At 70.3% G+C, this 26,293-nt stretch carries 30 protein-coding genes and 4 pseudogenes; 13 read left to right on the top strand and 21 right to left on the bottom strand.

What is annotated here, in order from left to right; all coding sequences use genetic code 11:
* Positions 1–76 precede the first annotated feature (76 nt).
* Both PV410_RS42655 and PV410_RS42650 read right to left on the bottom strand, forming a co-directional pair.
* Positions 77–1,339: a hypothetical protein gene (locus PV410_RS42655; RefSeq protein WP_500332074.1), complete on the bottom strand. Its 1,263-nt coding sequence runs from the start codon at positions 1,337–1,339 to the stop codon at positions 77–79.
* The gene (locus tag PV410_RS42650) at positions 1,332–2,870 is read right to left on the bottom strand and encodes an alkaline phosphatase D family protein (protein ID WP_500332073.1); all 1,539 of its coding nucleotides are present in this window, start codon (positions 2,868–2,870) and stop codon (positions 1,332–1,334) included. The genes PV410_RS42655 and PV410_RS42650 overlap by 8 nt, the downstream gene beginning before the upstream one ends.
* Positions 2,871–3,196: 326 nt before the next feature.
* Here PV410_RS42650 and PV410_RS42645 point away from each other — a divergent pair, with 326 nt between their 5' ends.
* Positions 3,197–3,373 (top strand): hypothetical protein, encoded by a 177-nt coding sequence (locus PV410_RS42645; protein ID WP_500332072.1) that lies wholly within the window; start codon positions 3,197–3,199, stop codon positions 3,371–3,373.
* A 119-nt stretch (positions 3,374–3,492) separates the two neighbouring features.
* On the opposite strand, the gene PV410_RS42640 is transcribed toward PV410_RS42645, so the two are convergent.
* Both PV410_RS42640 and PV410_RS42635 read right to left on the bottom strand, forming a co-directional pair.
* On the bottom strand, positions 3,493–3,684 hold the full coding sequence (locus PV410_RS42640) for a hypothetical protein (protein ID WP_500332071.1): 192 nt from the start codon (positions 3,682–3,684) through the stop codon (positions 3,493–3,495).
* A 127-nt stretch (positions 3,685–3,811) separates the two neighbouring features.
* On the bottom strand, positions 3,812–3,973 hold the full coding sequence (locus PV410_RS42635; RefSeq protein WP_500332070.1) for a hypothetical protein: 162 nt from the start codon (positions 3,971–3,973) through the stop codon (positions 3,812–3,814).
* Between the two features lie 313 nt (positions 3,974–4,286).
* Between PV410_RS42635 and PV410_RS42630 the strand changes: the two genes are divergently transcribed.
* The gene (locus PV410_RS42630) at positions 4,287–4,781 is read left to right on the top strand and encodes a GNAT family N-acetyltransferase (protein WP_386996385.1); all 495 of its coding nucleotides are present in this window, start codon (positions 4,287–4,289) and stop codon (positions 4,779–4,781) included.
* Between the two features lie 83 nt (positions 4,782–4,864).
* Positions 4,865–5,597 (top strand): annotated as a pseudogene (locus PV410_RS42625) (IS701 family transposase); the annotation flags it as partial.
* Here PV410_RS42625 and PV410_RS42620 read toward each other — a convergent pair.
* From PV410_RS42620 to PV410_RS42600, 5 genes and pseudogenes are all read right to left on the bottom strand, one after another.
* Positions 5,581–5,832, bottom strand: a pseudogene (locus PV410_RS42620) (GNAT family N-acetyltransferase); the annotation flags it as partial. The pseudogenes PV410_RS42625 and PV410_RS42620 sit on opposite strands and share 17 nt — an antisense overlap.
* A gap of 189 nt (positions 5,833–6,021) precedes the next feature.
* Positions 6,022–6,669, bottom strand: coding sequence for a DUF305 domain-containing protein (locus PV410_RS42615; RefSeq protein ID WP_500332069.1), 648 nt, complete (start codon positions 6,667–6,669; stop codon positions 6,022–6,024).
* A gap of 89 nt (positions 6,670–6,758) precedes the next feature.
* Entirely contained in the window at positions 6,759–7,169 is a 411-nt protein-coding gene (locus tag PV410_RS42610) for a DUF6153 family protein (RefSeq protein WP_500332068.1), read from the bottom strand.
* 156 nt (positions 7,170–7,325) lie between these two features.
* A complete protein-coding gene (locus PV410_RS42605; protein WP_500332067.1) occupies positions 7,326–7,523 on the bottom strand; it encodes a hypothetical protein in 198 nt (65 codons plus the stop codon).
* A gap of 31 nt (positions 7,524–7,554) precedes the next feature.
* On the bottom strand, positions 7,555–7,896 hold the full coding sequence (locus tag PV410_RS42600; protein ID WP_500332066.1) for an SHOCT domain-containing protein: 342 nt from the start codon (positions 7,894–7,896) through the stop codon (positions 7,555–7,557).
* A gap of 186 nt (positions 7,897–8,082) precedes the next feature.
* On the opposite strand from PV410_RS42600, the gene PV410_RS42595 reads away from it, so the two are divergent.
* The gene (locus PV410_RS42595) at positions 8,083–10,866 is read left to right on the top strand and encodes a heavy metal translocating P-type ATPase (protein WP_500332065.1); all 2,784 of its coding nucleotides are present in this window, start codon (positions 8,083–8,085) and stop codon (positions 10,864–10,866) included.
* A 128-nt stretch (positions 10,867–10,994) separates the two neighbouring features.
* Here PV410_RS42595 and PV410_RS42590 read toward each other — a convergent pair whose 3' ends face one another.
* Positions 10,995–11,198 carry a hypothetical protein gene (locus tag PV410_RS42590; protein WP_500332064.1) on the bottom strand — a complete coding sequence of 68 codons (204 nt, stop codon included), beginning with the start codon at positions 11,196–11,198 and terminating at the stop codon, positions 10,995–10,997.
* Between the two features lie 8 nt (positions 11,199–11,206).
* Here PV410_RS42590 and PV410_RS42585 point away from each other — a divergent pair, with 8 nt between their 5' ends.
* The gene (locus tag PV410_RS42585) at positions 11,207–11,368 is read left to right on the top strand and encodes a hypothetical protein (protein WP_500332063.1); all 162 of its coding nucleotides are present in this window, start codon (positions 11,207–11,209) and stop codon (positions 11,366–11,368) included.
* 41 nt (positions 11,369–11,409) lie between these two features.
* Here the strand turns inward: PV410_RS42585 and PV410_RS42580 are convergent, their stop codons facing one another.
* Entirely contained in the window at positions 11,410–11,994 is a 585-nt protein-coding gene (locus PV410_RS42580; RefSeq protein ID WP_500332062.1) for a rhodanese-like domain-containing protein, read from the bottom strand.
* 56 nt (positions 11,995–12,050) lie between these two features.
* Between PV410_RS42580 and PV410_RS42575 the strand changes: the two genes are divergently transcribed.
* Complete coding sequence (locus PV410_RS42575) at positions 12,051–12,329, top strand: metal-sensitive transcriptional regulator (RefSeq protein ID WP_500332061.1); 279 nt, start codon at positions 12,051–12,053, stop codon at positions 12,327–12,329.
* 58 nt (positions 12,330–12,387) lie between these two features.
* Here the strand turns inward: PV410_RS42575 and PV410_RS42570 are convergent, their stop codons facing one another.
* From PV410_RS42570 to PV410_RS42550, 5 genes and pseudogenes are all read right to left on the bottom strand, one after another.
* Positions 12,388–13,131, bottom strand: a complete 744-nt coding sequence (locus PV410_RS42570) for a sulfite exporter TauE/SafE family protein (protein ID WP_500332060.1) — start codon at positions 13,129–13,131, stop codon at positions 12,388–12,390.
* 158 nt (positions 13,132–13,289) lie between these two features.
* Positions 13,290–14,663 (bottom strand): rhodanese-like domain-containing protein, encoded by a 1,374-nt coding sequence (locus PV410_RS42565; RefSeq protein WP_500332059.1) that lies wholly within the window; start codon positions 14,661–14,663, stop codon positions 13,290–13,292.
* A gap of 118 nt (positions 14,664–14,781) precedes the next feature.
* A pseudogene (locus PV410_RS42560) lies at positions 14,782–15,559 on the bottom strand (TSUP family transporter).
* Positions 15,560–16,071: 512 nt separating this feature from the next.
* Positions 16,072–16,530 (bottom strand): ArsI/CadI family heavy metal resistance metalloenzyme, encoded by a 459-nt coding sequence (locus tag PV410_RS42555; protein WP_500332058.1) that lies wholly within the window; start codon positions 16,528–16,530, stop codon positions 16,072–16,074.
* A gap of 31 nt (positions 16,531–16,561) precedes the next feature.
* Positions 16,562–17,932 carry an NAD(P)-binding domain-containing protein gene (locus PV410_RS42550; RefSeq protein ID WP_500332057.1) on the bottom strand — a complete coding sequence of 457 codons (1,371 nt, stop codon included), beginning with the start codon at positions 17,930–17,932 and terminating at the stop codon, positions 16,562–16,564.
* A 267-nt stretch (positions 17,933–18,199) separates the two neighbouring features.
* Between PV410_RS42550 and PV410_RS42545 the strand changes: the two genes are divergently transcribed.
* Positions 18,200–18,565: an ArsR/SmtB family transcription factor gene (locus PV410_RS42545; protein ID WP_500332056.1), complete on the top strand. Its 366-nt coding sequence runs from the start codon at positions 18,200–18,202 to the stop codon at positions 18,563–18,565.
* Between the two features lie 344 nt (positions 18,566–18,909).
* Here PV410_RS42545 and PV410_RS42540 read toward each other — a convergent pair whose 3' ends face one another.
* Both PV410_RS42540 and PV410_RS42535 read right to left on the bottom strand, forming a co-directional pair.
* The gene (locus tag PV410_RS42540) at positions 18,910–19,479 is read right to left on the bottom strand and encodes a permease prefix domain 1-containing protein (RefSeq protein ID WP_500332055.1); all 570 of its coding nucleotides are present in this window, start codon (positions 19,477–19,479) and stop codon (positions 18,910–18,912) included.
* Positions 19,461–19,799 (bottom strand): PadR family transcriptional regulator, encoded by a 339-nt coding sequence (locus PV410_RS42535; protein WP_500332054.1) that lies wholly within the window; start codon positions 19,797–19,799, stop codon positions 19,461–19,463. Before PV410_RS42535 ends, PV410_RS42540 begins: the two co-directional genes overlap by 19 nt.
* Positions 19,800–19,891: 92 nt before the next feature.
* Between PV410_RS42535 and PV410_RS42530 the strand changes: the two genes are divergently transcribed.
* Positions 19,892–20,482 carry a hypothetical protein gene (locus tag PV410_RS42530; RefSeq protein ID WP_500332053.1) on the top strand — a complete coding sequence of 197 codons (591 nt, stop codon included), beginning with the start codon at positions 19,892–19,894 and terminating at the stop codon, positions 20,480–20,482.
* Between the two features lie 86 nt (positions 20,483–20,568).
* On the opposite strand, the gene trxB is transcribed toward PV410_RS42530, so the two are convergent.
* Positions 20,569–21,504, bottom strand: a complete 936-nt coding sequence (gene trxB, locus PV410_RS42525; protein WP_500332052.1) for a thioredoxin-disulfide reductase — start codon at positions 21,502–21,504, stop codon at positions 20,569–20,571.
* Positions 21,501–21,914, bottom strand: coding sequence for an arsenate reductase ArsC (locus PV410_RS42520; RefSeq protein ID WP_500332051.1), 414 nt, complete (start codon positions 21,912–21,914; stop codon positions 21,501–21,503). The genes trxB and PV410_RS42520 overlap by 4 nt, the downstream gene beginning before the upstream one ends.
* 71 nt (positions 21,915–21,985) lie before the next feature.
* On the opposite strand from PV410_RS42520, the gene PV410_RS42515 reads away from it, so the two are divergent.
* The 4 genes and pseudogenes from PV410_RS42515 to PV410_RS42500 all read left to right on the top strand — a co-directional run bounded on the left by PV410_RS42515 (position 21,986) and on the right by PV410_RS42500 (position 24,129).
* The gene (locus PV410_RS42515) at positions 21,986–22,300 is read left to right on the top strand and encodes an ArsR/SmtB family transcription factor (protein WP_500332050.1); all 315 of its coding nucleotides are present in this window, start codon (positions 21,986–21,988) and stop codon (positions 22,298–22,300) included.
* Between the two features lie 37 nt (positions 22,301–22,337).
* Positions 22,338–23,087: an aquaporin gene (locus tag PV410_RS42510; RefSeq protein ID WP_500332049.1), complete on the top strand. Its 750-nt coding sequence runs from the start codon at positions 22,338–22,340 to the stop codon at positions 23,085–23,087.
* Positions 23,084–23,222: pseudogene (locus PV410_RS42505) on the top strand (pyridine nucleotide-disulfide oxidoreductase); the annotation flags it as partial. The gene PV410_RS42510 and the pseudogene PV410_RS42505, both read left to right, overlap by 4 nt.
* Positions 23,223–23,967: 745 nt before the next feature.
* A complete protein-coding gene (locus PV410_RS42500; protein WP_500332048.1) occupies positions 23,968–24,129 on the top strand; it encodes a hypothetical protein in 162 nt (53 codons plus the stop codon).
* 174 nt (positions 24,130–24,303) lie between these two features.
* Here PV410_RS42500 and PV410_RS42495 read toward each other — a convergent pair whose 3' ends face one another.
* Entirely contained in the window at positions 24,304–24,795 is a 492-nt protein-coding gene (locus PV410_RS42495; RefSeq protein WP_500332047.1) for a hypothetical protein, read from the bottom strand.
* 233 nt (positions 24,796–25,028) lie between these two features.
* Here PV410_RS42495 and PV410_RS42490 point away from each other — a divergent pair, with 233 nt between their 5' ends.
* The gene (locus PV410_RS42490; protein WP_500332046.1) at positions 25,029–26,063 is read left to right on the top strand and encodes a hypothetical protein; all 1,035 of its coding nucleotides are present in this window, start codon (positions 25,029–25,031) and stop codon (positions 26,061–26,063) included.
* Positions 26,064–26,293: the final 230 nt, after the last annotated feature.

Genomic DNA, 26,293 nt, shown 5'->3' with positions numbered 1-26,293 from the left:
TTGCGCGGTTCCGGAACCGACTGCCGGATCTCCCCACCCGGGGTGGCCCGGTGGACGTCCGCGGATCGAAAGGACGTCACCAGTCCGAGTTGGTCGCCCCCAGACTCAGCAGGACCTGGTCGAAGGTGTTGCCGTCGTTGTCATCGGTGTACGACATGGAGAGTGTGCCGAACGGGGAGGAAGCCAGCGAGAGCTGCTCCTGCCGACCGGTCGTGACCTGGCTGACGGACTGGGCCGGCAACCGGCCGGTGAAGGTGCCGTCGGGGTTGAGGCCCCGGGCCCAGACCGCCGGCTCGGTGCCGGCGACGCTCCAGCCGACCACGGCGTCGCGCTGGTCGTCGATGCCGACGGTGGGGTTGCCCGGTCCGGCTCCGCTGGAAACCTCGACCTCGGCCGAGCCGGCGGTGCCGGTCGCGGTGAACGATCGGGCCCAGACGCCACGGGTCCCGGTGTGATCGGATTCCCACGCCACGGCGAAGTCGCCGTTGAAGTCGGCAGCTACGACCGGGCGCTGCTGCTGCCCGTCGCCGAGGCTGTTGGCACTGCGGCGGCTGAGCGTGACCGCCCCGTTCGCCTTGGCCAGCTTCACCAGACCGATCTGGTAGACGCCGTCGTTGTCGGTGTCCTCGTCCCAGACGACGACGGCGTCGCCCGAGGCGGAGGTCGCGACGTCCGGGTTGTGGTGCGCGCCGCCGGCCGCGTTGACCGTCACCTCGTAGGCCTTGGTCGTGGTCCCGGTGAACCCGGCCGCCTTCACCGTCGCCGCCGCGGTGCCCTGGATGTCCTCCCACACCACGGAGAACGCCACCGCCGTGGTGCTGTTGGGCGCGCCGTCCGGATCGACCGCGACGCGCGGATGGATCTGCTGGCCGTCGGCGCTCGCGTTGGCCTGGCCGGAGCCGAGGAGCGCGCCGGCCGGGGACAGCACACGGTAGGTGATGTTGTAGAACCCGTTGCCGTCCGGGTCCTCCGCCCACACGACGACGGCGTTGCCCCGGTCGTCGAGTCCCACGTCGGGTTGGAGATGCCGCCAGGCCACGCCCGTGGTCCCGCCGGCCGAGAGCTTCTTCTCGTAGGCCGAGACGCCGTTGCGGTACATCCGCACCCACACGTCGCTGTGCGCGTTGTCGCCCGGGCTGGTCGAGTCGCGGTCGTCCTCCCACACCACCGCGACGTCGCCGAGGCGGTTGGCCGCGATCGAGGCGGTGTCCTGGTCACCGGCGGAGTCGCTGTTCGCGGTCGTCCAGGACGAGGGACCCGCCGCCGAGGCCGGGGCGACCATGGCGAGGACGGCGACCAGGCCGGCGACGGCTGCGCCGAGTACGGAGAGCTTACGCATCGGCCAACCCCGGCTTTCCGTCGTGGATGACAAAGGTCCGGGAGGTGGTCGCCGGCGCGCCGTGTTCGGTCACCGTCGCCACCGACCGGAAGTCGGCTGTGAGCTGCGACGGCGTGATGTGCGTACGGACGTAGCCGCGCCGTTCGGAGTAGAAGCGCAGATGCGGGTTGAGCGATCCGTTGGGGATCGTCGTGGTGGCGCTTCCGTTGCCGGTGCTGGTGATGGAGGTGCAGACGAGCTCGGAGCCGATCGTCGCCGACGACGGATTGGCATAGTCGGCCTTGAGGTCGTTGGCCCATGCCGTATGCACGTCACCGGTGAGGACGACCGGGTTGCGTACGCCGCGGTCGATGATGCCCTGCTGGATCCGCGCCCGGCTGGCCCGGTACCCGTCCCAGGCATCCATGTTCATCGCACCCGCCGAGTTGACGTTGCGGGCGAAGAAGACCTGCTGGCCTATGAGGTCCCAGGTGCTCAGGTGCTGGCCGAGTCCGTCGAGCAACCATGCCTCCTGGTTCGCGCCGGTGATCGAACGGGCCGGTAGATCGGCGTCGGCGCAGACCTTCATCCCGTCGCCGCAGGCCTGGTCGTCGCGGAACTGGCGGGTGTCGAGCATGTGGAATGTGGCGAGGGTGCCCCAGCGGACCCGGCGGTAGAGCTGGATGGTGTTGCCGGAGGGCGTCGCGGCGGCCCGCAGCGGCATGTTCTCGAAGTAGGCCTGGTACGCGGCGGTGCGACGCGCCGTCCACTGGGCCGCCGTCAGCACCGGACTGCTGTCGGCGCGGACCATGTTGGCGTAGTTGTTCTCCACCTCGTGGTCGTCCGGCACGACCAGCCAGGGCGCGATCGCGTGCGCGGCCTGCAGGTCGGGGTCGCTGCGGTAGAGCGCGTAGCGGCGGCGGTAGTCGGCCAGCGACACGATCTCGCTGCCGAGGTGCTGACGCACGGCGCCGGCGGTGGCGCCACTCTCGTAGATGTAGTCGCCCAGGTGCAGGATCAGGTCGGGGCGGTCGTCGGCCATGCGTCGGTAGGCGGTGTAGTAGCCCTGCTCGTAGTGGGCGCACGAGGCAAAGGCCATCATGAAGTCTCGCCCGACCGTGTTCGGAGCCGGCGCGGTGCGGGTCCGGCCCACCGGGGAGATGAATCCCTGGGCCCGGAACCGGTAGTAGTACTCCGAGTCGGGAGCGAGTCCACCGGCCAGCACGTGCACCGCATGGGCTTGTGCGTAGCGCGCGGTGAACGTGCCTGAGCTGATGAGGGTGGTGAAGTTCTGGTTGGCCGACACCTGCCAGTCGACGGCGACGTCGGCGTTGGGCATGCCGCCCTGACCGTCCGCGTTGGTCGGTGTGGGAGCCAGACGCGTCCAGAGAACCACGCTGTTGTCGTCCGGTTCGCCGGAGGCGACACCGAGCGTGAAGGGGAAGGGGGTAGAGGCGGCGGCTGGCTGGGCCATCGCCCCGAGTTGGAGCGCTGCGACGCTCGCGGTGGTGAGCCCGCCTAGGATGAAGATGCGGCGACTGAGGTTGCTCATGGCCGCAGATGCTCGCGAACGCAGGTGAACTTCCCGCCCTGCGATGAGGACGGTCAAGTGACATGAGCGAAGCGCGAGTTGGGGGGCTTTTATACGGCTATCGCGGGTGCCGGAGCTGGAACTCAGCCCCTGACCAGCCGTTGCGGTTCAGCCGCACTGTTCACATCCTCGGCGTCCGTTAACCACCCGTCCAAGGACGGCGCTGACACGCAACCCGTCCTTCATCTGCTGACATGCCTCGACCAACCAGCGGCACGTCCTGACGAGCCGTCATGTCTCTCACTGGGGAGCCCAGCAGGTCCCCCCTCCACCAATGTGTCGCGGCAGTGATCGCTCGTTTCCCGTTTTTCGGGGAGGACGAAGAGGAGAGGCGACAGGAAGCGGCGGACGAGATTCGCGAGCTCATCTCCGTTCTCGACGAGTCCGCATCCGTACACGACAGGTTCTGGGAAGCGTGCTGCGGCGACGTGGCGATGGGTGGCTACGCCCATGGGGACGTGTGAGTCTGGTTCGCCCTCAACCAAGCCGATCTTCAGCAAGCCGGGAGCCCGGTCGGCAAGCGGGTCGGTGACGGCGGTGACATAGGCGTGCGCAGTGCAGGGCCGGAGACGCCGGTCAGTTGTCACTCGTAACCGAGATCTTCTTCGGAGTGCAGGCGCCACCCGCCATCCTGCTTGACCAGGACGAAGGCGGTGCGCTCAAAAACGTCGTAGTACCCGGAGTCCGGGTCGTGGCCAGATGAGAACCAGCGTGCCTCGATTCGCGCCGCCTCCGGGGTCTCGCTGACGACGGTCACCTCTTCCAGTATGGTCACGGCGCCGAACCCATCAGTTCTGTCGCGGTTGTGCGCTCTGGCGTACTCGGCACAAAAGTCAGCAGGGCTCCGATAGAGCATCTGAACCTCTTGGGTACGAGTTGCGGCCGGTTTGTATTATGGAGCGTCATCGCGCTGGCAGATGAGCGTCCTGGGACTGTGGATCCCAGATGACCAGGCGGAACTCCGCTGCGAGCTCCTCGATCGCTTTGAGCGCCATGTCGCTCCTGGACGAGAGGCTCAGATTCATGACCACGTGGTCAATGCCGACCGCCAACGGCGTCGACATCCACGGAGAGTCCACGGCACAGGGCGGGCGATCCGGGAACCGCGAGCGCAGCCGCTCATAGAACTCAACAACCCGCTCATCCAGATCACCCTCCGCGTGGTTGCCAGAAGTGCACCTCTCGAACATCGCACACGCCGCCGCGGGGTCAGCCGTCGGACAGCGCTTTCATGGCCTCATCGAACGACTGAGGGTCCCTCGGCAGGGGAATCAGAATGGAGCCTAATACTCCAGTCGTAGATCGTTATGTGCCCTGGTCTTGGAGCTGTATGCAAAACCAGGTGGCCTCAGCGGACCATCTGGGTAAGGTCGGGCAATGCCCAAGCTGAAGCCGCTGCATGCTGGCCACGCCCCGGCGGTCCTGGCCTTCGAGCTGGCGAACCGCGCCTACTTCGCTGCCTCGATCTCCGACCGCGGCGACGACTTCTTCGACCAGTTCACCGACCGGTACAACGCCTCGCTGGCCGAGCAGGAGGCCGGCATCTGCGCCTTCTACGTGCTCGTCGCCGAGGACGGCTCGGTACTCGGCAGGTTCAACCTGTACGACTTGGAGGACGGCACTGCCAGACTCGGCTACCGGGTCGCGGAGCGGGTCGCCGGCCGCGGCGTGGCGACCGCAACCGTCCGGGAGCTGTGCCGGATGGCGGAGGCGATGCACGGCCTGCTCACACTGCGAGCGGCCACCTCCCACGACAACGCCGCGTCCCAGAAAGTCTTGGCCAAGGCCGGGTTCGTCTCGGTTGGCCCTGCCACCCCGGCCGATCTCGGCGGCAAGTCAGGCACTTGGTACCAACGCGACCTCCAGCCATAGACCGTGATCTTGCTCGTGGGTCGGCTGCGGGAAGGCTGCGGGCCACCGCTGATCATCGGTGGATGAAGACTAACGATCTTGCGATGGCTGCAGGTCACAGCGTGAACCCTGCTCGCTGGCAGGAAGCGTTCGAGGGCCTGATGAGCCGGATAGCCGGCCGGTTCGCCCGGGTTGAACCCCGGCGTCGGGTACGGGATCTGATGCTGGGGCTGCTGTCGGACCTGCCACGCAAAAACTGTTGGAGCATCGCCGAGTGGGCCGGAGAAGACACCCCGGACGGCATGCAGCACCTGCTCGGCCGGGCCCGATGGGATGCCGACGCCCTGCGCGATGATGTGCGGGAGTATGTGGTGGAGCACCTGCACGACGACGACGCAGTCCCGGTGGTCGACGAAACCGGAGACCTGAAGAAGGGCACCCGCACCGTCGGGGTCCAGCGTCAGTACACCAGCACGGCGGGCAGAATCGAGAACTCCCAGGTCGCGGTCTACCTCGTCTACGCGGGCCGACGCGGGCACGCGGCGGTGGACCGTGAGCTGTACGTACCGCGCTCGTGGACCATCGACCCGGATCGCTGCCGGCCGCCGGACTCGGCGACCAGACCGTCTTCGCCACCAAACCTGAACTGGCCGTCCGCATGATCGGTCGGTTCCTGGACGTCGGGCACCGCGTGAGCTGGGTCGCAGGCGACGAGGTCTACGGCGGCAACCCGAAGCTGCGGGCCGCGCTCGAAGCGCGCGGGGTCGCTACGTGCTCGCCGTCGCCAGTTCCCATGAAGTCGCCACCAGCGCGGGGAAGTCCCGAGGCCACGTCCTTGGTGTTCGGGGTGAACGCATACGTCGACGATCTGGAACGCGGTGCCGCCGTCACCGATGATGCGGCCCATGCCGATGGGCTGCCCCTCGTGGTGGACGAGTACGCCGTACCAGGTGTTGGGCAGGGCAAGCTCAACCGCCTCGGGGGCTTTGTCCGAGAGGCCGGCCTCGGTGCGCAGCCGGCGGAAGACCTCGACGGAGGGCACACCCGGGCTCAGCTCGTAAGGGTCGTACACGCTGGTCTCCTTTCTGGTGCGGGCGGGTGTCCGCTTTGGCCTACTGGTTCTTGGCTGGGATCAACCAAAGGGCGATGACGGCGGAGGCTGGGAAGTCGTGATCACCAGATGTCCGTCGTTTGAGGTGGCCGGGAAGCGTGCGTGAGCGGGGGGCGGCACGGGCGTGCCGCCCCCCGCGGTGGCTGCGGGTCAGCCGGCGTCGAGTATCTTGCGCATCTGGGCGATCTCCGCGGTCTGGGCGGTGACGATGTCGCCTGCCAGAGCCTTGGCGGAGGCGTAAGCGCCCTGGTCCTTCTCGGTCTTGGCCATGTCGATCGCGCCCTGGTGGTGCTCGATCATCATGGTCAGGAACATGGTGTCGAAGACCTTGCCGGAGGCGCCGTCCAGGTCGCCCATCTGATCGCTGCCCATCATGCCGGGCATGGACGAGGCGTCGCCGTGGTCCATGCCGGGCATCTCGTGGTCCATGCCGCCCATGTCCTGCGGGACGTCCTTGCCCCAGGCCGTCAGCCAGCCGGACATGGTGTTGATCTCCGGGTCCTGCGCCTGCTTGATCTTGTCCGCGAGGGACTTGACCTCACCGGAGGAGGCGTGGGTCGCAGCCATCTCGGCCATGGCGACGGCCTGGCGGTGGTGCGGGATCATCTGCTGCGCGAAGGTGACGTCGGCCTGGTTGTGCTGGCCGGCCGAGGCCGATGCGGTGGCGGTGGCAGCAGCGGGGGTGGGGTGGGTCCCTCCGGCGTGGTCGGTACCGCTGCAGGCGGCAAGGACGAGCGCGGCGGCAGCAGCGACAGCGGCCAGGGCAGCACGGCGGGAAAGGGAACGGCTCAGGGTCATGACTGGGGAACTCCAGGAGTGGAGGGGATCAGGGCATGGCTGTGCACGGCGGCACGCCGGTGGGGAAAGGCGCGCGCCGCGGGAGTTGCCTAGATCCGCAGGAGTTGGAGTTCGGCGAGCGAGGGCGGGCCACGTCCCCCGGCAGGCTCGTGGGGCACCCGGGTGATGGGGGGCGCTGTCGTGACGGGATCGGCGGTCACCGAAACGGTCAGCGCCGGGACGGCGGCCGAGCCGGGAAGGGCCCCGGAGGAACACATCTGATGGGCGTGGGCGCCATGGCCATCCACGCCGCCGCCGTCGTGGCATGCATGCGGCCCGCCGGTCTCGGCCGGCGCCATGTGCGAGGTGTGGGACCCGGTGTGCCCGCCCGGCACAGGATTGGCAAGAGCCAGGCCGTGCATGCCCAGCAGCCCGATCAGCACGGTGAGCACCAGCAGTGCCGGCGTCCGCCGCTGCCGGCGACGGGGCCGTGCAGACGGCGTCGGCTTGATCGGGCTCACGGCGTCATCCTAAGCGGAGCCGACCTGCTCCTGGCGGGTGAGATCCGCAACGCGCCACCGGTCCAGCGGGCACTGGCGCTTCCATAAGAGTGCGTCCTTAACGTTTCTTCGCCGGTGGGTGCTGCACGGGGGTGCGGTGTCCGTGGGCTACGGCACTCATCCTGTGCTGATACGTGGCCGCGTCGATCCGGCCGTGCGGCCACAGGCCGGTGCCCATCGCTGGGCGGCCTCCAGCGCCGCGCGGTGTCCCCGCACCCGGGACAGCGGTGGGCATCGGCTTTCCCCGGTGGTGATCAGCCGTGCCGTGTCGTAGATCATGGCCGCCACGACCAGCACGCCGACCACGATCGGCACCCATGCCGCTCCCATGCCGTTCGTCCGCCTGTCACCGGTGCCGGGCCTGTGGCTGAGAGCGCGGTGGCCCGGCGCGGCCGTCCTCGGGGCTGTGCGGGTCGGCGTCGGAGCCGCGCAGCGTGGCCAGGCGGCGCCGGTACTCCTCCTCGTCGATCTCACCGCGGGCGAACCGGTCGGCCAGGACCTGCATGGGGGCGGGGGCGGCGGGCCCCTGCGGTGGGTTGGGGGCAGCGGGTCCCTGCGGCGGGTCGGGGCGGGCGAAGGCCCGGATCAGCAGCACGGCAAGGGTGATGATCACTGCCCAGAACACGGTCATGCCAACCGCCATCGCGAACCAGCCCCAGCCGCCGATGCCGTGGCCGTACCAGAACATCGCCCTCACCTCTCCGGTTCACCAGGGACCGTCTGCGGTGGTCCGTTGCTTACGGCCACCTTCTCGCCTGCAGCCGCGGGGCGCAGGAGGCCGATGTTCCCCGGTGTTGGGCCGGGCAGCCCATACCGGGTGGGGGTAGCCGGAGGCACAGTGGACGGGGGAGGTATCCAGGAAGGCGAACGTGCCATGGGTGTTCTCGATGTGATCGTGATCGTCGCCGCCATCGTGCTGATCGCTGCGCTGGGCTGGTTCTTCTTCGGGCCGCGTCGCGCCCGTAACGCCCGGCTCGAGGACGGCATGCAGCGGGTGGAAGTGACGGTGCGGGGCGGCTACAGCCCCAATGTCATCCGCGTGCGCCAGGGAACCCCGGTGGAGGTCGTCTTCGACCGGCAGGAGTCCGGGGAGTGCACCTCCCGCGTGGTCTTCCCGGACTTCAAGATCGGTGCAGGACTGCCCGCGCACACGCGTACCGCGGTGCGGCTCAGCCCCGACCAGGCCGGCTCATACAGCTTCAACTGCGCGATGCACATGATCCACGGCACGCTCCTGGTCGAGCCCGCCGAGGGCCTTGAAGCCGCCCTCCCCTCCCCCGGCGGCAGCAGCACCACGGCGCCGTCGGGTCCGGTCCCGGCGGGCCCCGCCGCGCCAGAACCTGCTGCGGGTGGCGGCCCGCCCGATCAGGGCAGGGCGGCGGCTGAGGCAGAGGCCGCGGATGCCGCCGAGCGGCAGGCGGAGATCGCAGACCTCACGCGTCGGGTCGCCGTCGGAACCGTGCTGACCCTTCCGGTGCTCTTCGCGGTGATGGCACACGAGTTGTTCGGCGCCCAGTGGGTGCCGGGCTGGCTGCTGAACCACTGGCTGCAACTGGTACTGATCACGCCGGTGATGTTCTACACCGGGTGGCCGATCCACTCCATCGGCTGGCTGACCTTGCGTCATCGCGGCGCCGACATGAACTCGCTGATCACGCTGGGCACGACCGCCGCGTACGGCTACAGCCTGCTGGTGACGGTCGCTCCCGGCCTGCTGCCCAGCGACCTGCGCGAGGTCTACTACGAAGCGGTCGGTGTCATCCTCACCTTGATCCTGCTCGGCCGGCTGCTGGAGGCACGGGCCAAGGCCGACACCGGTGAGGCCATCCGCGCGCTCCTGGGCCTGCAGGCGCGTACCGCCCGGGTGGTCCGCAAGGGCTCCGAGGCGGAGATACCGGTGGAGGAGGTGGCCGTCGGTGACGAGGTCGTGATCCGGCCCGGGGAGAAGATCCCGGTGGACGCCGAGGTCCTGTCCGGAGCCTCGGCGGTGGACGAGTCGATGGTCACCGGGGAGCCGATGCCGGTCACCAAGCGCGCTGGGGACACGGTGATCGGCGCGACCGTCAACGGCACCGGTTCCCTGCGGGTTCGTGCCGCCAAGGTGGGCGCCGACACGATGCTCGCGCAGATCATCCGCCTGGTGCAGGCCGCCCAGGCGTCCAAGGCGCCCATCCAGCGGTTGGCCGACGCGGTCTCGGGCTATTTCGTGCCCGTCGTCATCGCGATCGCCGTCGCCACGTTCGCGGTGTGGTTCACCCTCGGGCCGCCGCCGGCGCTGACACTCGCGCTGGTGTCCGCCGTGGCGGTGCTGATCATCGCCTGTCCCTGCGCGCTGGGGCTCGCCACACCGCTGTCGGTCGTGGTCGGCACCGGCAAGGGCGCACAGGCGGGAATCCTGATCCGCTCCGCCGAGGCCCTGGAGACCGCGCACAAGTTGGACACCATCGTGCTGGACAAGACCGGCACCGTCACCGCGGGCAAACCCGTCCTGACCGACGTGCACACCGCCGACGGGTTCGGCGAGGGTGAACTGCTGCGCCTGGTGGCGGCAGCAGAGGCGGACAGCGAGCACCCGCTCGCGCAGGCCGTCGTCAACGGCGCCCGCGAACGCGCTGTGTCCTGGCCCGCGGCGACCGGGTTCGACTCGGTGACCGGCAAGGGGGTGCAGGCCACCGTCGAGGGCCGGCCCGTGCTGGTCGGGACCGCCCGGCTGCTCGGCGACGTCGGCATCGACACCTCCGGCCTCACTGCCCTCGCGGCCGCTTTCTCTGCCGAGGGCAAGACCCCGGTGCTGGCTGCCGTCGACGGCCGTCCGGCGGGCTTGCTGGCCGTCGCCGACACCGTCAAGGACGACTCTGCCGCCGCGATCGCCGCCCTACGCCGGTTGGGCATCGAGGTCGTCATCATCACCGGCGACAACGCCCGCACCGCCGCCGCCATCGCCGAGCAGGTCGGCGTGAGCCGGGTGCTGGCCGAGGTCCTGCCCGAGCACAAGGCCGACGAGATCCGCCGCCTGCAGGGGGAAGGCCGGACGGCGGGCATGGTCGGCGACGGCATCAACGACGCCCCAGCACTGGCCGCCGCCGATGTGGGCCTGGCCGCCGGCACCGGCACCGACGTGGCCATCGAGGCCGCCGACGTCACCCTCATCTCCGGCTCCCTGACCGGCGTCGTCACCGCGATCCGGCTGTCGCGGGCCACCATGCGCAACATCCGCCAGAACCTGTTCTGCGCGCTGATCTACAACGCTGTCGGGGTGCCCGTCGCCGCGGGCGTCCTGTACCCGTTGTGGGGCATCCGTCTCAGCCCGATCATCGCCGCCGCCGCCATGGCCCTGTCTTCCCTCTCGGTGGTCACCAACGCCTCCCGCCTGCGCCGCTGGCACCCGCCCGCCCCGCGGCCGACGGGCGTTCAACCGCAGGTCGAATCCGCTGCCGGCCGGTCACCGGACTGGCCCGGACAACCCGGCCAGGGGACCGTGGTGGACCCGGTGTGCGGGATGCGCATCGACCCGGCAGCCGCCACCGACCGCCGCGAAAGCGCTGAGGAAAGCAACTGGTTCTGCTCCCCCAAGTGCGCGGCCGCCTTCGACGCCGAACCGGGCCGCTACGGTCCCCCGTCAGGCGGCCAGCACCAGGAGGGAAACCACCCGCGGTGAGCAACGCAGCAGCGCCGGCGAAACCGCGTGTAGCAGTCACCGCGGTGAAGTCCGTCCCCCGACTCCAGCCGCCAATCAGCGACACCCGCTTGTCCTGCAAGAAGATCCTCGCCGGCCCATCCACCTGATCACCCGAGCCTTCGTCCGCCCGGATCCGGCCGCAGGCCACTGGCCTTGCCACGCGGCTTGTACACCGACAGCGCCACGGCCACGAGCAGCACCGCCAGGGCAGCCCCCGCGGCAACCACCAGTTGCACCCGCATCCGCTCCTGATCGGACCCGGACAGCGCAGACGTTGCTGCCGCGCCCGCCACACGGTCGACAACCTGCATGTGCGCATGTGCACCAGCAGCAAAACGGTGGCAAGGACGGTCATCACGAGCTTTATCAAGACCCGGTAATGCCGGAACAGACCCAGGCGCTGCCCCATGACTGGACCAGCCCGGTCAGCAGCGATGCGATGACGTCGAACACCTTCACCGCGGCATACCGCCCTCGGTGACGTCGAACGCGGAGCCATCGGGGTCGGTGTTGGGCGGCAGGTCAGCCATGACTGGTCTCCGCGGTCTCGGCACGCACGGACAACGCGGAGGTTCCGCTCTTGGGGGCCCGGTTGTGGGGGAGCCTGGCCAAGAGAGCAGCCATGCCGCAGGTGTTGGTCACTCCCGAGAAGACCAGTCCGGCACCGACAGCGCCGGAGATCCAATGCGCGGGCAACCAGGCCAGTCCGGTCAGAAAACCGATGACCACCAGGGACCCGGCGGCCAGTCGGACCTGGCGGTCCATGGGCCAGGTTGCGCGGGCTCCGGCGGTCCGCTCGACGTCGTGGCCGGCCGCCCGCCAGGCGCTCGTGCCGCCGTCCAAGGTAACGGCCTCGATGCCCAGGCGGGCCAGCTGGGCGCAGGCCTTGGCCGAGCGGTTCCCGGAGGCGCACACCATCAGCAGGGGTGTGCGGGCCGCGACGGTCTTCAGCGCGTCGGCGGCCTCCTCCAGGCGATCCAGAGGAATGTTGTGGGCGCCGGGCAGGTGGCCGGTGGCGTATTCGCCGGGGGTGCGCACGTCGATGACGGTGAAGTCGCCGTAGCGGGCGGTGGCCTGGCCTGGGGAGAGTGCGGTGGGGGCGGTCACGGAACCATGCCTTTCAGTGAGCGTTAAGATACGGGCGGGGGTATTTGGGAGGTTGCGTGGAACTCAACATGAGTGCCGACGAGCTGAAGTCGGCGCTGAACCGGTTGCGGCGGGCTCAGGGCCAGCTCGCGGGGGTCATCAAGATGATTGAGGAGGGCCGGGACTGCGAGGACGTCATCACGCAGCTGGCTGCCGTCTCGCGTGCTCTGGACCGTGCCGGTTTCTCGCTCATCGCGACGGGCCTGCAGCAGTGCATGACCAGTGAGGACCCGGCGGTGCGGGACTCCGCGCAGATGCGGGCCCGCCTGGAGAAGCTCTTCTTGTCGCTGGCCTGAGCCCCCGGCCTGCCGTGGCCCGGGGTTCCTGGCGGCTGCGGCAGGCCACGTACGGCGGTCATCGCAGTGCTCCGATCCCCATGACCACGGCCACGGTCATCAGCAGGCATCCGAAGGCGCGTTGCAGTGTCGCCGGTGAGACCTTGGCGCTGAGCCTCTTGCCGTCCCAGGCGCCCAGGACTGCGGCTGCGACGAACGGCATCACCAGGGCCCAGTCCAAGGTGGCGGCAGTGGCCGCCCGGGCCACCAGGGCCGCCAGCGCGTTGGCGATGATGACCAGCAAGCTGGTGCCCACGGCCGCGCTCATCGGTACCGCCAGGACGGTCACCAGCGCCGGGACGGCGAGGAACCCACCGCCCACGCCGAGAAATCCGGTCACCGCGCCCAGCCCGGCCCCGGCCGTCGCCGCGCGGCGTGCCGACACCGCCACGTTCACCGGTGGCGTCCGGCGGCGCAGCATGCGCAGCGCGACCAGCACAGCAAGCACGGCGAAAGCCAGCGTCAGCACGGGGGCGGGAACACGCGCGGACACCGCCCCGGCGGCTGCCGCGGGCAGCAGACCGGCCGCCGCGAACAGCAAGCCCGCCCGCCAGCGCACCGCCCCTGCGCGGGCATGAGCCAGCACTGCGGTGAGCGAGGTGACGACCACGATGATCAAACTGGCGGTGGTCGCCGCAGCAGGGGTGAAGCCCAGCAGATAGATCAGCGCCGGGACCGTGAGGATGCTGCCGCCCGCGCCAAGCGAGCCCAGCGCCAGGCCGACGGTGGCGCCGGCTGTCAGGGCGAGGATCAGCGCGGTCATGTGACGCTGCCCGCCGCCGGGCATGCGCGGGACATGTGCGGGGCCGGCGCGGGAAGAATGCGGCCGGGACTGCGTCGGGGGAAGAGCATGGCGTTGGTCCTTGGGTGCTCCTGCTCTGCCGGCCACTCGGGGCGGCGGCAGGCAGGCAGGCGGTGCGGTCAGATCCGGGCAGGGGTGACGAGCGGGAGGTCAGCGTCGGCGGCGGCTACGTAGACGTCGTCGACGGCCACCACGGACCGGCCGGCGGCGTCGAGAACGGACGCGGCGATCGCCGCGCGCATCCCGCCCGCGCAGTGCACCCACACCGTGCCCGCGGGCACCTCGTTCAGGCGCTGGTGGACCTGGTGAATGGGGATGTGCACGCTGCCCTTGATCCATCCACCGGCCCGCTCGCTGTCCCGGCGCACGTCCAGAACCACGGTGTCCTCGGCGTGCTCGCGTGCAGCGGCCAGATCGGCGAACCTCGCCCGCGGGAACGACACGAGCTGGTCGTGTGCGGTGACCCAGTCGGCCGGTGAGCCGACGGCGGCCGCGGCCGGGCGGTCGATGCCCACGCGTGCCAGTTCCCGCTGGGCGCGGGCGAGGGCCTCGGCGCTGCCGGCCAGGAGCGTCACCGGCTTGCCCCACGGGATCATCCACGCCAGATATGTCGCCAGCTGCCCTTCGACCTCAAAGTTGTACGACCCGGCCAGGTGACCGGCGGCAAAGGCCACCCGGCTGCGGAGGTCGACGACCCACTCCCCCGCCGCGAGGCGCCGCGCGATCTCGCCGGCCTCGGCATGCTGCGGCGCGGTCAGGTCCAGCGGCACGGGACCGGCGGCGTTGGCCGGACCCATGTGCGCGTAGTAGGCCGGCACATCATCCAGTGAGGCCAGCAGCCCAACCACGAACCTCTGCACGTCCTGGACCAGCGCCGGGTTGGACGCCTTCTCTGCGCCGATGGTGCTGTGCTCGCCCCCGGACTGGGTGGAGGAGCAGAAACTGCCGAACCCGTGCGTGGGCATCACCGGCACCTCATCGTCCAGTTCTGCGGCGAGCCGGTGCACCGAGGCGTGCTGGGCCCGGGCCAGCTGTCCGGTCAGGCGCGGCTCCACCAGGTCGGGCCGTCCCACGCTGCCGATCAGCAGCGACCCGCCGGTGAAGGCGGCCACCGCTCGCCCGTTCTCCTCCAGCACGTAGGAGGTGTGGTGCGGGGTGTGGCCCGGGGTCGCCACGGCACGCAGCACAAGCCCGTCTTCGATGTGCTCCGCGTCCCCGTCGGTCACCGGGATCCGCGCGTAGGCCACCGACGCCCCGGCGGGCACCAGGTAGCGGGCGCCGGTCAGCCGGGCCAGCTCCAGGCCGCCGGTGATGTAGTCGTTGTGCAGGTGCGTCTCGGCGACTGCCGTGATCTGCACCCCGTGCCGGGCGGCCGCGGCCATCACCCGGTCGATGTCCCGCGGCGGGTCCACCACGACCGCGCAGCGGGCTCCGCCCACCAGGTAGCTGCGGTTTCCCAGACCTTCGGTCTCCAGGGTGTCGGCAAAGAACACGGTCCTCTCCCTCCTCACGTTTTTACCCCCGGGGGTATCTACTGACCACCGTAACAGATACCCCGGGGGGTATTTTTGGGCGTGTGGTGGCCGCCGTCTCAGCAGCGAGAGCACACGGTCAGTGCACCGCTTGGGCGGCGTAGAGGGCACCGAGGGCCACGGCCAGGGTTCCCAGCGTCAAACGCAGTGCGGTCTCGGGCAGTCGGGGCTGGAGCCGGGCGCCGAGGTGACCGCCGATGAGGCCGCCGAGTCCGCAGGCCAGCCTGAGGTACCAGTTCGGAGCAGTGGTGTCGGAGCCGGCGAGCGACGGCAACGCGAGGTGCCGGCACCTGCCAGTGAGGTGACGAAGGTCGAGGCGAGCGCGGCCGGGGCGACCTGCGCGGCGGGCATGCCACGCGCCACGAGAAGCGGGCCGAGTAGGGAGCCGCTGCCGATGCCGTAGATCCCGCCTCGGTTCCGACCACGAAGGCCGGGCGGGTCACGGCGCGGGCGGAAGGCCGCCCGGCTGCCCGCCGGGCGGGCCGTAGCGCGCGAACGCACAACCAGGTGCCTAGGGGAAGCAGCAGGGCTGCCACCAGGAGGCGGAAGACGGCGGGGCCGGGAACGGCGATGACGCGGATGACCGCACCGACGACGACGCCCGGCAGCGTTCCGCGGACCCGCCGGCGGGACAGCGGTCCGTGCACCAGACCGTCACGGTGGTAGCGGGCCGGTGCTCCGGGACCGGCCACGACGTTGAACAGCAAATTGGTCGGGGTGACCGCCGGGCTGGGCACGCCGAGCACACTCAACTGCACCGGCAGCAGGAGGATCACCCCCGAGACCCCGACCGGTGCAGTCACCGGTGCGATCAGCAGGCCGGCAGCCAGCCGGGCCAGCCCCGACTCCCAACCCATCACACCCCCGCCGCCCCCGGTCGTCGTCCCGAGTGTCTCGCGGCCATCTCCCGGCACACGCGCCGGGGCCGGTGACCGCCGGGACGAAGAGATGAGGCAGGCGCCACGGGTGGCTGCCCGCCCCTCAGCGGCCACGAGCACCACCGGCAGTGTGCTGTTTGTTGGTGTGGGAGTCGGGCCCGAAGCCGCAGGAGACGGCGTATGACCGCGTTGCGCGTCCCACCGCCGACGCCTGAGCGGTATCCGGCCCGGCGAAGGGCGCCAGGGTGCTGTCCCTTGAATGATCAGCGGGGCTCGGTGGAGCGGGCACCGGCCGCGGGGCGACGGCGTTCGCGGGGGCGGTTGAGGGCGTGCTGGCCGGGTGCGAGTATCCGCCGCGGCCGGGGAAGGCGTGGTAGACGGCGCCCCAGCCGGCGATCTGCGTGAGGCAGAGTGCGGGCAGGGCGGCGCGCGGCCTGGACCGGCCCCCTTCTCCGGTCCAGGCCGCGCGTGATGGGAGGTTGGTCACGTGGTCAGCAGCAGCCGCCGACTGCGGAGGCCTGGGGTTCGGCCGGGGTGGCGTCGGTGCTGCAGCAGGTGCCGGCCGGTTGCTTGGTCAGGTCTCCGGCGTCGGCCTTGACGACGTAGACCTCCCAGGGCTCCTTGCCGGGGCCGTGGACCCAGACCTTGTCCTGCAGGGCGTAGCAGCAGGAGGTGTCGGTCTCTTCGGTGGTGGCCAGGCCCGCTTGGTCGAGTCGGCGGGTGGCGGCGGTGACGTCGTCGGTGGAGGCGACTTCGACGCCGAGGTGGTCGATGCGGGTGTCCTCGCCGGGCTCGCCTCGGAACAGGACGAGCTTGAGCGGGGGTTCGGCGATGGCGAAGTTGGCGTAGCCCTCGCGGAGCTTGGCCGGTTCGGTGCCGAAGAGCTTGGTGTAGAAGGCGATGGACGCCTCAAGGTCGGGGACGCGGAGGGCGAGCTGTACGCGGGACATGACGTGCCTCTTCTCTCCGGGTGGGTGGGTGTCAGCAGCCGCCGCTGGTGGCGGGGGCGCCGATACCGATCTGTAGGACAGCCGGGGCAGCGCAGCAGCCGCCACCTGCGTCCTGGGTGGTGTCGGGCTGGTCGAACAGACCGGCACCGCCGCACACGCCGGTGTCGGGGAGGGTGAGCTCGACGCGTTCGGCGGCCTCGCGGTCGCCGGCGATGGCGGCGGCGACGGAGCGGGTCTGCTCGTAGCCGGTCATGGCCAGGAAGGTCGGGGCGCGGCCGTAGGACTTCATGCCGACCAGGTAGACGTCCTGCTCGGGGTGGGACAGTTCGTTCACGCCGTGCGGGTAGACGGTGCCGCAGGAGTGCAGGTTGGGGTCGATCAGCGGGGCGAGGGCGGTCGGGGCCTGCAGGCGCTCGTCCAGGCCGAGCCGGATCTCCGACACGAACGTCAGGTCGGGACGGAACCCGGTCAGCGCGATGGCCTCGTCGACGGGTTCCAGGCGGCGTCCGTCTTCGGCGACCAGGACGAGGCGGCCGTCGGTGTGGCGTTCGATGGCTTCGGTGCGGAAGCCGGTCACGGCGTTGGCGTGGCCGTTGTCGACGGCGGCCTTGGCGGCCAGGCCGAGGGCTCCGCGGGCGGGGAGCTGGTCGGCTGCTCCGCCGCCGAAGGTGTCACCGGAGATGCCGCGCCGCAGGATCCACACGGCGTGCGTGCCGGCGCCGTCGTCGGCCTTGGCCAGGTCGGCGAGGTAGGCGAGGGCGGTGAAGGCGGAGGCGCCGGAGCCGATCACGGCGGTGCGCTTGCCCGCGTAGCGGGCGCGCACGGCAGGGTCGTTCAGGTCCGGGACGCGGTAGGTGATGCGGTCGGCCGCTGTCCTCTCGCCCAGGGCTGGCAGTCCGTTGCCGCCGGCCGGGCTGGGCACGGCCCAGCTGCCGGAGGCGTCGATGACGGCGCGGGCGGTGACGCGCTCCTCACGGCCGTCGGCGTGTGCGATCTGCACCACGAACGGCTGCGTTTCCCGGTCGGCGTCCACGATCCGGTCGCGTCCGGCCCGGGAGACCCCGGTCACCGTGGTTCCGTAGCGGACCTTGTCACCCAGGACGTCGGCGAGCGGCTGCAGGTACTGCTCGGCCCAGTCGCCGCCCGTCGGGTAGGTGGCGCCGTCCGGGCGGACCCACCCGGTGGGGGCGAGCAGCTTCTCCGCCGCCGGGGCGGTGACCTCGGCCCAGGTGGAGAACAGCCGCACGTGCGACCACTCGCGCACCACGCTGCCTGCGACCGGGCCGGCCTCCAGCACCAGGGGTTCGATACCTCGCTCCACCAGGTTGGCGGCAGCGGCAAGCCCTGCGGGCCCGGCTCCGATCACGACGACAGGCAGCTCGGTGGTGACAGGCGCGTTCACGACGACTCCTCGGTGTTTCGACATCTGTCGATACATGCTTGCGCCGCCAGGATTGCAGTTGCTTCGACGAACGTCAACATAGACATCCATGGAATCAGAAGATTCATCCGTGGAGCGGATCGAGGCCGCGATAGCCGGGTCGTGCACGCGGTGCGCGGGACGGGCAGGGCCTGTGCCGCCACAGCCCACAGACCGGCCGGACGCTTTGTCCGCACCGGCGAGGTCGGCCCCTCGCCTCTATAGTTCGACGTATGTCAACATAGACGTATGTCGAATGTGGAGCTGCTGCCGGTCCTGGACTCCGAGGTCGTCGTGCCGTGCTGCCCGCCGCTGACCGAACGGCCCTTGGACGCGGAGGAGGCCGAGCGGGCCGCCAAGATGTTCAAGGCTCTCGGCGACCCGGTCCGGCTCCGCCTGTTCTCCGCGGTCGCCTCCCACGAGGGCGGCGAGGCGTGCGTGTGCGACATCTCCGACGTCGGCGTGTCCCAGCCGACCGTCTCCCACCATCTGAAGAAGCTCAAGGAAGCCGGTCTGCTCAGTTCCGAGCGACGCGGCACATGGGTCTACTACCGCGTCGAACCGTCGGTAGTGGCCGCGATGAGCAAGCTTCTGGCTGGCGCCGCGGCGGCCTGAGGCTCCGACGAGCCGCCCGGTTCGTCGTCAGCGTTTGGTCTCCGCGAGCTGGGCCACGCACTCCACCAGCCCTCAGGCCCACGCTCTCACCGCCATCTACCATCTGCGAAAACTCGTGACTTGGCGCCCGTCCGCGCCAGGGCGTCACCAGTTGCAGCCGGGGCGGCGCAGCAGTCCTCGCCGTGCCCGGCAACGCGACCGCCTTCCCTGTTGCCGCAGGCGCATGTCGGTTGTCGGTCGGGGCCACGTGCACGGGTGCTCGGACGGGACTTGCATCCGGTACCCAGGTACAGCCATCAGGCCCTGGGCACAGGATCGCCCTGCCTTCACGAGTGGAGGGAACGTCAGGCGATTGGGCGGAGGCGCGGAAGTGCGCGCAGAGTCAGGGCGAGCCGACAGGCGCTTGCGGTGGCCGCGAGCACGAGGGGGCCGGTGAGCGTCGGCGCGAGTAGGGCGAACATGGTCAGCGCTGCGGCGTCGAGAGCCACCAGGCCGGTACCGGCCGCGATCGCAGCGGGCCGGATGCGGCGGTACGGTCCTCGCCAGGCGACCGCGAGCGCACTGACGACGAGCAGGGCCAGCGGCAGGGCCGCGTGCGCGGCGGCGGGCATGGTTCGCCAGGTTGGCGTGGTGACAAGCACGGTGGCCCAGCAGCCGCCGACCAGGGGGCCGGTGGCAAGCAGTCCGCGGGCGAGTCGGCGCCCAGGGGCGATGTGCGCGAAAGCGGCAGTGACCTGTTCGAGGGTGCCGAAATCGGCGATGGCCACCTCGGCCGCGGCGTCGGGGGCGAGTCCCTGGTCGCGGAGGTCGTCGTAAGACGCGAGCAGGCCGTCGGTCAGTTCAGCGGCGATGTCGGCGGGCAGCCGCTCGTGCAGAGCGTCCATGTAGGCGCCGATCAGGTGGAGCGTGGCCACGGCTGGCCCTCCAACAGGGTCGTGACGAGCGCGGAGAATTCCTGCCAGCCGGTGCGCTCGCCGGCCAGGGCGGCGTGGCCGGCCTTGGTGAGCGTGTAGCTGCGGCGGGGACGGGGGCCGTCGGTGTCCCAGGTGCCGCTGATCAGACCGGACTCCTCCAGGCGGCGCAGCGCCGGATAGACGGTGCCGGTGGGCAGGTCGATGCGTCCGGCCGAGCGGTCGCGCAGTGCCTCCTTGACCGCATAGCCGTGCCGGGGGCCCTCTTCGAGCGTGGCCAGCAGCAAGGCATCCAAGTGACCTTTCAGTACTTCTGCCCTCATGCGTAGTGACGCTACTGGTCCAGGGCTTCCCGGACCAGAGACCGAGCAGTAGCGTTCCTATATAGGTAGCCACACTACTCAGGGGCCGACGGATGGACCTTTTCGGGCTCCACGTGCCGGAGACATCGCCGGTCTTCCTGGGCTTCCTGGCTGTGCACGTGGTGGCGGCGCTGGTGGCCGTGGTGGCCGGAGCGGCGGCTGCGCTGGTGCGGCGCAAGGGCAGCGGGCGACACAGCAATTTCGGCGGTGTGTACCTCTGGGCGATCTGCGCGGTCTTCGCCACCGCCACGGCCCTGACGGCCATGCGCCCGCGCGAGGACTACCACCTGTTCCTGATCGGCTCGGTGGCGTTCGCCGGGGCAGGTCTCGGGCGTACGGCCAGGCGTCGACGCTGGTCCGGCGATGCGGCGCACATCATCGGCATGGGCGGTTCCTACGTCGCGATGCTGACCGCGTTTTACGTGGACAACGGTCCTCAACTGCCGGTCTGGGATCGGCTGCCCACTGTGGCCTACTGGCTACTTCCCGCCGCAGTCGGAACCCCGCTGATCTGGCGCGCCGACCGCCGTGCCCGCGCGCGGGCCTCCACCCTCGGCGTCGGGCAGACGCGGTTCCTCCGGGAGGACGCCCCCGGACGGCTTTCCGAGGAAGATCCGAGCCCTGACGGCGTCGGACACGGATGACGGGGCCTCAACTGGTCGCGGTCGGCCAAGACTTCGACGGGCCGGCGTCCCTACCGGGTGCCGGCCCGTCAGTGTCCGCGCGACCGTCAAAGGGCGGCGAGATAGCGCTCGGCGTCCAAGGCGGACGCGCAGCCGGTGCCGGCGGCGGTGATGGCCTGGCGGTAGGTGTGGTCGACCACGTCGCCGGCGGCGAAGACGCCGGGGATCGCGGTGCGGGTGCTGGGCGCGTCGACCTTCAGGTAGCCCTCTTCGTCCAGGTCGAGGACGCCCTTGAACAGCTCCGTGCGCGGGTCGTGGCCGATCGCCACGAACAGGCCGGTCACGGGCAGTTCACGGGTCTCGCCGGTCTTGGTGTCCTTCAGCGTCAGGCCCGACAGCTTGCCGTCGGTGCCGTGTATGGCGGCGACTTCGCTGTCCCAGGCGAAGGAGATCTTCGAGTCGGCGAAGGCCCGCGCCTGCATGGCCTTGGAGGCGCGCAGGGTGTCGCGGCGGTGGACGATGGTGACGGTCTTGGCGAAGCGGGACAGGAACGTCGCCTCTTCGATGGCGGTGTCGCCGCCGCCGATGACGGCGATGTCGTGCTCGCGGAAGAAGAACCCGTCACAGGTGGCGCAGTACGACACACCCCGGCCGGACAGTTCGCCCTCGTTCGGCAGGCCGAGCCTGCGGTGCTGCGAGCCGGTGGCGAGGATCACGGCCTTGGCCCGGTGGACGGTGCCCTCGGAGTCGGTGACGGTCTTGACGTCCTCGCTGAAATCGACCGCACTCACGTCGTCCGGGACGAGTTCGGCTCCGAACCGCTCGGCCTGGGCCCGCATGTCGTCCATCAGGTCCGGGCCCATGATGCCGTCGCGGAAACCGGGGAAGTTCTCGACCTCGGTGGTCTGCATCAGCGCGCCACCGGCGGTGACCGAGCCCTCGAAGACCAGCGGTTTCAAAGAGGCGCGGGCGGTGTAGAGCGCGGCGGTGTACCCGGCGGGCCCGGAGCCGATGACGATGACCTCGCGGACCTGCTCGCTCATACCTTCGGCTCCGGGGCGATCTCGGCGATCAGGCCCTCGATCCGGGTCTTGATCTCGTCACGGATGGGGCGGACGGCTTCGACGCCCTGACCGGCCGGGTCCTCCAGCGTCCAGTCCAGGTAGCGCTTGCCGGGGAAGACGGGGCAGGCGTCGCCGCAGCCCATGGTGATGCACACGTCCGAGGCCTGGACCGCCTCGACGGTCAGCACCTTCGGGATCTCGGCCGACACGTCGATGCCGACCTCCTTCATCGCCTCGACGACGGCCGGGTTGACCTGGTCGGCAGGGGCGGAGCCGGCCGAGCGGACCTCCACGCGGTCCCCGGCGAGGTGGGTGAGCCACGCAGCGGCCATCTGGGAACGGCCGGCGTTGTGGACACAGACGAAGAGCACGGAGGGCTTGTCGGACACGGTGGTCTCTCTTGTCTACGACGGGATGCCCGGGCTGGCATCAGCCCCGGCTGATGTGACAGTATCAGCCCATGCTGACGTCAGTCGACACTGATCTGATCCGGGTTCTGGCGGACCCGCTCAGGCTCCGGATCGTGAGCCTGCTCGCCCGCGAGACGCTGTGCACGACGCATCTCGTGAAGGAGACGGGCGCCCGTCAGACCAACCTCTCCAACCACCTGAAGGTGCTCAGGGAGGCCGGTGTTGTCGAGACCGAGCCGTGCGGCCGGTTCACGTACTACCGGCTGCGGCCGGAGGTCATCGAGAGCCTGGCCGGGTCCTTCACCGATCTGGCCGCCACCGCGCGGGCCACCGCCGAGAACAACACCAAACGCGCCTGCCCCTGATCCCCGTCCCCCTCGCGCCTCGCCGACAGGAGTCCCGTTGAGCGCCACCGAGACCGCCCCCGTGATCACGGCGGAATCCGCCCCCGCCGTTGTCCCCACACCGCGTGTCCCGTTGACCCGCCGGGCAGCCGCAGAGCTGGTCGGCACGGCGGCCCTGGTCGCCATCGTGATCGGCTCCGGCATCCAGGCCACCGAACTCAGCAAGGACGTGGGGGTCCAACTACTGGCCAACGCCATCGCCACGGTCTTCGGCCTGGGCGTGCTCATCGCCCTGCTCGGCCCGGTCTCCGGCGCGCACTTCAACCCCGTCGTCACCCTCGCCGAGTGGTGGACCTCCCGCCGCGAGGGCGGGGACGGCGTCACGGCCCGCGAAGCCGCCGCCTACATACCGGCTCAGATCGTCGGGGCGATCGCCGGCGCGATCCTGGCCGATGCCATGTTCGCCGAGCCCCTGGTGAAGTGGTCCACCCACGACCGCTCCGCCGGGCATCTGCTGCTCGGCGAGGTCGTCGCCACCGCGGGCCTGGTGCTGCTGATCTTCGGCCTGGCCCGCACACAGCGGCTGCACTTCGCACCGGTCGCCGTCGCGACCTACATCGGCGCCGCCTACTGGTTCACCTCCTCCACCTCCTTCGCCAACCCCGCGGTCACCATCGGCCGGGCCTTCTCCGACACCTTCGCCGGCATCGCCCCGGCCTCCGTGCCCGGCTTCATCGGCATGCAACTCGTCGGCGGCGTCGTGGGCCTGGCCCTGGTCGCGCTGCTCTTCGCCCGCACCGAGAAGTGATCCGTACGACGCAGGTGGTCGTCCTTCGGCGTAGGCCGACCGGGCCTCGCCTCCGGCTACCACCTGCGTCGTCTCAACCTCGTCATCCTCGACGCACAGAACACCCCAGGAGGGGCCTGGCGGTACGCCTGGGAGCCTGGTGCCGAGCAGGCGTTTCACCACGTGCCGAAAAGCTGCCCTAGATGATCACTGCCTCGGTCGGACTTCTACGCCGGAGCCTTCCCGCTCAATCGTGCGGCCCGATGACGAGGCGGGCTCAGACCACCCAAGTACTGCAGCGCTCCGTGCTGTGGCTCTTGCCGGGCCTGCCACGCTCAGCCCCTCTTGATGGTGAGCACAGCACCGGGCTCCAGGCCCTGGAGGTGGCGGTGGGTACAGGTTGTTCCCGTCGGTCCGCGCGTTGTTCGTCGTGTTTGCGTTGTGAGCACAGACCCTGTTCCACTGGCAGGGGCCACGCAGCGTCGCCGCCTCGGTCGCACTGTCATCACCTATCGCGGGTGCCTGCGTCGGTCTGTTGCGGCTTGGCTGGTGGTTGTCGGACTGCTGGCGGGCGGCCGGGTCGCTGGGTTTTTGCCGTCGACCGGGCTGGTCGCTGCTGGTGTTGCCCTGACCTGGGTGGCATGGACGTTGCGGATCATGCGACTCGCGCCCACCTGCCCAGCCCCTGGCGGCGGCCCGGGGCCAGGTGGCGCTAGCGTCCGCGAGCCGCCCGGCCCAAGCCCTGCCTGCCGGGCGACGCCATCTCTCTGCCGTTGCCGGAGGATCCCCCGAACGGGGCTGCCGCGATCGCCTGACGGCCCGCTCGCCAACCGCCGGGTCTGCTGCCTACGGGTGCCAAAGGTGGTACCCAGGGGAGGGAAGAGGGGGTGACGCGGTGCTGATGAGTACGGACGATCCGCTGGCGATCGCAGCGGTGGAGGCCATCCAGGCAGGTGATGTCCCGGCGCTGCACGTGCTGCTGCCGGAGCGTCCGGGCCTGGCGTCGGTGCGGCTGGGCGACGAGAGGATGTCGCGGACCCTGCTGTACGTGGCCACGGACTGACCTGGCGATCGAGCTGGTCCAGCGCGCCGCGAGGGACATCACCGACTTCTACACCTCCGCACGCCGTGCCTCCGGCTGCGGCTGCGGCTGCGGCTGCGGCTGCGGCTGCGGCTGCGGCTGCGGCTGCGGCTGCGGCTGCGGCTGCGGCTGCGAGGAGATGCCCGGCCGGCTGGGTTATTCGGGCTGGGTCACCGTCAGGGCCCACCGGATGTTCTCATCCGATGCGTCAACCCCCACCGAGAAGGATCCCGACCCCACCACACCAGCATCCATCGTCACCGAACCCACCGCCGGGCTACCGACCGGACAGGCCACCGGGAACTCGGCTACCTGCTCCCCCTGCCAGTGCATCGTCACCGCCACGCTGCCCCCGCCCTCGCAAGCAACCGTGAGCACCGTCGGCAGTCCCTCCCACGCTCCCCCGGACACCACTCCCCCATCGCCCCGCCATTCCTCGACCCACACCAGACCCTCCGGACCCGGACGCGGAAGAAGTCCCCCAGCCGCCACGGACGTCGCCACAGCGTCGGCACCGGTCATGCCGGCCGCACCAGCAGCCACTGCCATCGCCGGGCCCGCCCCAGCCACCACAAAGGCCGCCAGCACCGCGGCCACCACGGCCCTCCTCGTGCTCTTCACGCCCGCCCCTCCCTGATCGCCTGTCATGACACGAACATCCTTGCCCCCACCACTGACAATCCGGACTGGCTGCACACCATCCTGGGGATGCGGGAGGGTGCACCTGGCCCTGCGGCCTCAGCCCACGGGAGGCCGAGCCGGGGCGCAGCCCAAGCCCGTTCGGCTTTCTGCCGGCAGGAAAGGCGTCGCCGGCACCGGTGCGAGGGGGCGCTGCCGGGGTCCTTGATGGCCGGGGTTGTCAGATGTCTAAGGTCGCGGCCATGATGAGGACCACGCCGCCGCGCCCTGTCGTTGTCGAGGCGCTCTTCCCGGAGCTGGGCGCTTTGCGGGGGACGACAACCCGGCTTCATCCACGGCCGGGCACACCCGGCCTGTCAGCCAGTTCCGTGGGCGGTCCCATGCTGTGGCCGGCGGACGAGCCATGGCCGGTATGCGACGAGGTCCACGGGCGCGGGCGGGGGCGACGGCCAGCCGACATCCACCGCTACCGGCAGATCCTGGCTGCTGCATGGGCCCGCGAACCGGCCACCGGCCCTACAGACGAAGAACGGGAGCTCCTGCACGAACTGCACCGCGAACACCGGATCCCCGGGGCATCCGAGGCCGACCCGCTGCCGATGATCGGCCTCGCGCAGCTGTACCGGCGGGATGTCCCCGACCTGCCGGCGGGGCCGGGCAACTGCGATCTACTCCAGGTGTTCTGGTGCCCCTTCAACGCACACGGCCCAAGCCGGTACGACCTCAATGTGCATCTGCGCTGGCGGCAGTCACGGGAGGTCAGCAAGGTACTGACCGCGCCGCCACAGCCGCTGGTCGTCGAATCCGACGGCTTCGTGCCCGAGCCCTGCGTGCTCCACCCGGAGCAGGTGGACACCTACCCCTATGCCGGCCTGCTGCCCGAGAAACTGCTCGCCCGGATCGACACCTGGGAAGATGCCCTTGAACAGAGGGTCGAGCAATCGGCAGGCGAGACCACACAAGAGCAGCTCGCCTACCAGTACGACCTGTCCATCCCGCCCGGCTGGCGCGTGGGGGGCTTCGCCTCATGGCACGCAACCGACCCGTACCCCATGGACTGCCTGACTTGCACGACACCGATGCACCTGCTGCTGACCATCGACAGCTCCGAGTGGGACGGCGGCAGCCGCAGCTGGCGGCCCCTGGAGGAGGACCAGGTACAACCCCTACACCACACCGCCACCCCCACCCAGATCACCGTGGGCCGCTGGGGCGAACTCAACATCTTCACCTGCCCCGATAACCCCGAACACCCACACCGCTGCGCCATCCAGTAGAGCACGACCTCGGCCGATGGCCAGCCGCGGTCCCCTGCGGTGCTCTTGGCGTCTTTAGCACTGGGATGCGGTGTGACCTGCTGTCTGCTGCGTCAACGGGTTTCGGGCAACCCTTGGGGAACGCGGCGAGCCTAGGACTTGTCCGCCCGATCATGTGACTACTCGCCGTCCAGGTCGTTGATGTGGACATGGGGCGGGGTGATCTGACAGACGCAGAGTGGGAACGGCTG

The organism is Streptomyces sp. PA03-5A (assembly GCF_033792725.1).
In the GTDB taxonomy this organism is placed as follows: Bacteria; Actinomycetota; Actinomycetes; order Streptomycetales; family Streptomycetaceae; genus Actinacidiphila.
This window is presented reverse-complemented; position numbering and strand designations above follow the sequence as displayed.